Annotated in this window: 1 protein-coding gene; it reads right to left on the minus strand. The window is 52.4% G+C overall.

The genetic code is table 11. The features are described 5' to 3' along the window. Nucleotides 1-5,321, minus strand: a 5,321-nt coding sequence (locus CAK78_RS08745) for an Ig-like domain-containing protein (RefSeq protein WP_141214154.1), incomplete at both ends; no start/stop codon positions are given.

The raw sequence follows: 5,321 nt of genomic DNA on the forward strand, positions 1-5,321 counted from the left end.
GGCCCATCTAAAGTGTCAGTCATATTGAAAGAAGGGGTAGAAGATATTTTTCCTGTCCCATCGTTAAAATAAATTTTATTATTAAACTTATCTACAACGTTCGTCATACCATAGTACGCAGTCCTTCCTGTCATCAAGTCAACATAGCCATCTCCATTAAAATCAGCCCATAATAAATCAGCATTATCCAAATAGCGACCACCCTCTCCATTAGTGCCGTGGGTAATTCCAGTCACCTTTTGATTAAACGTCATCACTCCGCCGGCATTGTTTAACAATGAATAGAAATCTTGCGGATATAATGACGCATTAAGGTTACTACTAAAAGTTAAGTCCACGTAGCCATCATTATTAAGGTCAACAACGGATACTTGAGGGCCAACCTTTACTCCACTTAGTTGTGAGATACCAAAATAATTTGTATTAGCAGACCATATTCCCGCACTGTTTTCTAACACTTGCAAGGTAGCATTCATTCCAGTCCAGTCATCGCCATAAACAATATCTGCGTATCCATCTCCCATTCTATCCCACGCAACAATAGAGCCATCAGACGCACGGCCACCGGGTGGATTAAAGTCAAGTAACTTTAGAGAGGCTCCACTAGCATCAGAGAACCATCCGCGAATAGGGTTATCCCCATACTGGGCAACAAACAGGTCTGACTTACCATCGCGCAATGCATCTACTAGCACCGAGTTACCTAAATAATACGCCTTCTGACCAGCAATCCCCTCAGGTATAGCTCCAGGGATCAGCTTTGAATTAACTGGGGTGGATCCTATACTGGTAGTACTAATCACTGTATGCGAAAACTGGAACTGATATCCCCCATTCTCAGAAATGGCCATGGATGAGCCAATCAAATCCGTGGCGTCTTCACCTTGACCTACTGCAGAAATACTACTGACTAACTCCCTCACTTTAATCATATCTCGAGCACTGATAAAGATCTCATTGGTCTTGCTCAGGTTCGATAGGTTACCAGCGGTATCCCACTGAATTGTGCCAAGGTGATAAGCATTGTTGGCTGCAAAGCCGTTGTAAGCCAAACTCCAGCTGCCGTCGCTCGCAACGCTCCCCGTCATTAGCAAGCGGTCAATACCCGCCTGATAGACCCCATCCCCATTGACATCGTGGACCAGGGCAATCCCCGCACCGGCCTCACCGCCATTGCCTGTAAAGGTAATGTTGGTGGCAGTGGTCCTATTATCACCAATCACACCGGTATCATCGGTGCTCACCAAGATCGGTGCCTTGCTGATTGCATTGGGAGCACTCAAGTCCACCACCACCTGACTATCGGCGTAGGTGTAGTTACTGGCCTGGTCAGTCATCCGGAATTGCACGGTAATGGTGCCACTTAGCCCGGCATCATCAGCAATACTATAGCTCCAGGCGGTGCCAGACAGGGTCACCGTCTGCCAAGTGGCGCCGTTGTCCAGCGATAGCTGGAAGGTCTCGCCTGCTGGCACAGTGGCAGCCAGGTTGCCACTTAGTGTAAAGCTGGTGTCTCTGGTGATCAGGTCTGCATTTTCTGAACCCTGAAGCGTATTACCACTGGCAGTAGCCCCAGTATCCGTGCTGACGGCCATAGTAGTGGCAAAGACAGGATTGACAGTATCCAGCACCAGAATAAAGACCGCCGCACTGACCGCACTAAAGTTACCTATGGCATCCATCCTGCGCAAAACATAGTTGTAGGTCGTGTTGGGACTGCCAATCAGGCCTGTGTCCTGATAGCGCCAAGTACTGCCACTGACCGTGGCCTCACCGATAAAGGCATCAGCCCCCGGCTCAGGTTGTCCGTTTATATAGCGATAGACGAACAGTTTCTCACCGGCCTGCAGCGCAGTGGACAATTCACCCACCAATTCTGGCGAGGTGTCATTGGTGTGACCACCGCTCCCAACATCACCGCTATAACCTTGCCCATGCAATGGGTCAACGACCACATCGTAGTTATCCACCGCATGGGTGATGGTAGCATCCAACGCGGGTGCAGACTGGTCTATGGTCAGCGTCAATGGGGCTGACAAGGGGCCAATATTGCCCGCCATATCTTCTATCGCGAAGGTATAGCTGTAAGTCTTACCATCGACCAGCGTGCCGGAAGTATCAGTGTAAGACCACGCTAACGGATTGCTACCATCAACGGTTGCAACTCCAATCAAGAGCCCATCACGATATACCAGCAGACTTGAATAAGCCTCCATCGCCTTATCCAGGGTGCCATGAATGGTCGGAGAGGTGTCATCCGTGATACTGCCACTGGGATTGCTGCCCTGAATAAAACCCACATCGTCGTCAAAATGGGTCGGTGTCAGAACATGGTCCGGCGCTACCCCATCGATATACTGAAACTTATCTTCAGCCAGACTGTTTACCGCATTCGGGTCAAAGATGTTGCCAGCATAATCCTTGATGATGGCCCCGTTGAGGGTCAATGCCCCCGCTTGTACCTGCGCCCCTTGGGTGGTGATATAGTCCAATACACCGGCGGTCACCACATACTTGAACACCAGCAAACCGGCCCCAGGGTTGGAGAGGGTGGTATCGTATTCCGCAAACACCTGGGTCGGGAAGATATTGGTCGGGTAGTCGTTCGGGTTCAGTGACAAGGCCACTCTAGGCGCCCCACCACTGACGTCGATGGTCACACCTTCATCAAAGCTCAGGCTCAGATAAAGGGCATCGCCCACTTTGTAAATACCGATCTCCTGGCCGGTGGCAGCTTCATACGCCTTCTCATTGGCAGTTTCGTGACGACTGGGGTCATCAGCCCCGATTTCACCATTGATATCCTTGATGTAATCGGTCAAATCCCCCGTGCTACGCCACTGCAGAGTGCCCGTCGGAGCCACCGCATCAATCTTCTGCGTCCTCTCGTCCACCCATCCATCATGGCTCAGGACCGCGTGGTTACCGTTTATATCGGTGATCGTCGCCCCCATGGGCAAAGTAATGCCATTTGCAGAGACGGAAATGTTATCCATATCCATGAGGCCCTGCTGCACCGTCCAGGAGAACACCAAGGTATTAGACCCAGAACCAGACAAGTAATTTGCTGTCACCGTGACAGGAGAACCATTATCACCAACCAAGAGATTCAAGGTCGGATTGCCATTGACCAGCACCGCATCATCGAAACGCACCGCCACGGTGACGGTGTCACCTGCCACATAGTAGGTTTGACCATCCAGACCATGGGTCGGAACTGAGGTAATGTCCAAGTTGATGATGGTAGGGGCGACCACGTCCACAGCATAGGCCTGTGCTGCGTAGGTGGTGCCCACATTGCCCGAACTATCGACCGTAGTTGCAGTGACAACCAGCTTCAGGTCTGCATCGCTCAGGAACGCACTGGATGGGGCAATGGCAATCGCCCAATTCCCTGCAGCATCGACCGTCCCACTTGCCGTGACCGTCGTTGTGCCATCACTGAGTTCAAGGGTAACGGTGTCGCCTGCCTTAAATTCACCCACCACCTTACCGGTCACCGTGATACTGGCGCTAGCGGCTTCCGTTGAGGTGATCAGGTTGTCGCCAGTAATGGGGTCTATAGTGACCGACAAAACCGGTGGGACCACATCCGCCACAAATGGCCGCTCCGCAACCACATTACCGGTGTTGCCCGCAACGTCCGTTGTACTCAAAGAGGCAGAGACAATGGCATCACCACTCACCGCATCGGCAATGAGATCGGCCCCCTGCACAACTGGGCCAGTAGACCAGGTCATGTCTGGCAACACAGTGGCATAATAGACGTTACCACCGATGGTTAACGTCACCACATCACCAACCTTGGCATCGCCGCCCGCTTTCCCCGTGATGGTCAAGTCGGTACGAGTGCTCTCCTGCACATTGATGATGTTATCGGCGGTGATCACATCGATGGTCAAGGTCGGCGCGGGCGGTGTGATATCCACTCCGTAACTCTTGGTCGCACTCACCGTGACACTATTACCAGCCGCATCGCTGGCAGATACCGAGACACCAATATTAGGTGCACCACTGGTATAAGCGTTAAGCAACTCACTGCCCGGCACAGCAATGCTAAAGGTATTACCTGCCACAACTGTGCCAGTATAGGGCTTGCCGTTAACGCTCAGGGTCACGGTATCGCCGATACTCACTTCCGTCACCGATCCACTGATGTAGACGTCCTGACCCGCCTCTGTCGAGTTGATCGTGTTATCTGCCGTGACGTCATTCAGGGTGATCACAGGGCTAGGTGGCAATACATCGACGGTGTAAGAGCCAGCGGTGCTGCCCGTACCAACGTTACCAACGGCACTTACACTGCTTACCGTCGCCTCTATTACTCCCGACAGGCCACCACTGCTAGCAAAGTCATCCAACATTGCAGCACCAGTTACCGTGATGCTGAAATTGCCGTTATCACTGCTTAGTTGATAGTCATAACCGATGCCATTAACAGTTGCCGTAACCACATCGCCGGCCTTGGTACCACTGGTCGTGCCTACAATCGACACAGACCCGGCAGCTTCGGCCGCGTTAACGATATTATCATCAGCAATACTGGTGATCTGGATCTGTGGTGTGGGAATGGCCATATCAATGGTATAGCCCTGCAAGGCATTGGCATTAACTGCATTGCCTGCAGAATCAACCGAAGTCACCATGGCTCCAATCGGCGCACCACCATGTGCAACCAATTCGGTACCGGGCACACTCACAGCCCAAATCAGCCCAGCCCCCACTGTGGTGGGGTAGTTCACACCATTGACGGTGACCAAGATGGCGTCACCAACCTTGGCATCCCCCCCGACGGTGCCGCTGATGCTAACGGCGGTGGACTGGCTTTCAGCCACATTCAGTACGTTATCATCGGCAATCGCAGTAATTGTGATGGTTGGCTCAATCGGTGCAGGTAGGACCTTTACGCTGATCGTGTAAGTGTTGGATGCACCATGGCTGTCCACTACGGTGTACTGGAAGCTATCGTCACCTGCAAAATTAGCCGTCGGTGTGTATGCATATTGCCCAGTTGCTGCGTCGATGATGGTCAATGTACCGTGCGATGGCGCCCCAGATATGAGGTAACTGACCGCATCACCATCAGCATCTTGCGCTTGGGGCAGGGTACCAGTAAACGCAGAGTCTTCATTTACCGATATGGCCGCATCAATGGCTGTTGGTGCACTATTGATACCGGTCACCGTGATGGTCAGGGTGTTGGTTGCCGTTGCACCATGCTCATCGGTCACCGTGTAGTTGATGGTGACCGCATTGGGCACTCCCGCCGCCAGCGCCGCGTTGGCCGGGTCTTGAGTCGGGTCGTAGCTCCAGCTGCCGTC

This window comes from Aeromonas sp. A35_P, assembly GCF_002259925.1.
GTDB classification, from domain to species: Bacteria; Pseudomonadota; Gammaproteobacteria; order Enterobacterales; family Aeromonadaceae; genus Aeromonas; species Aeromonas dhakensis.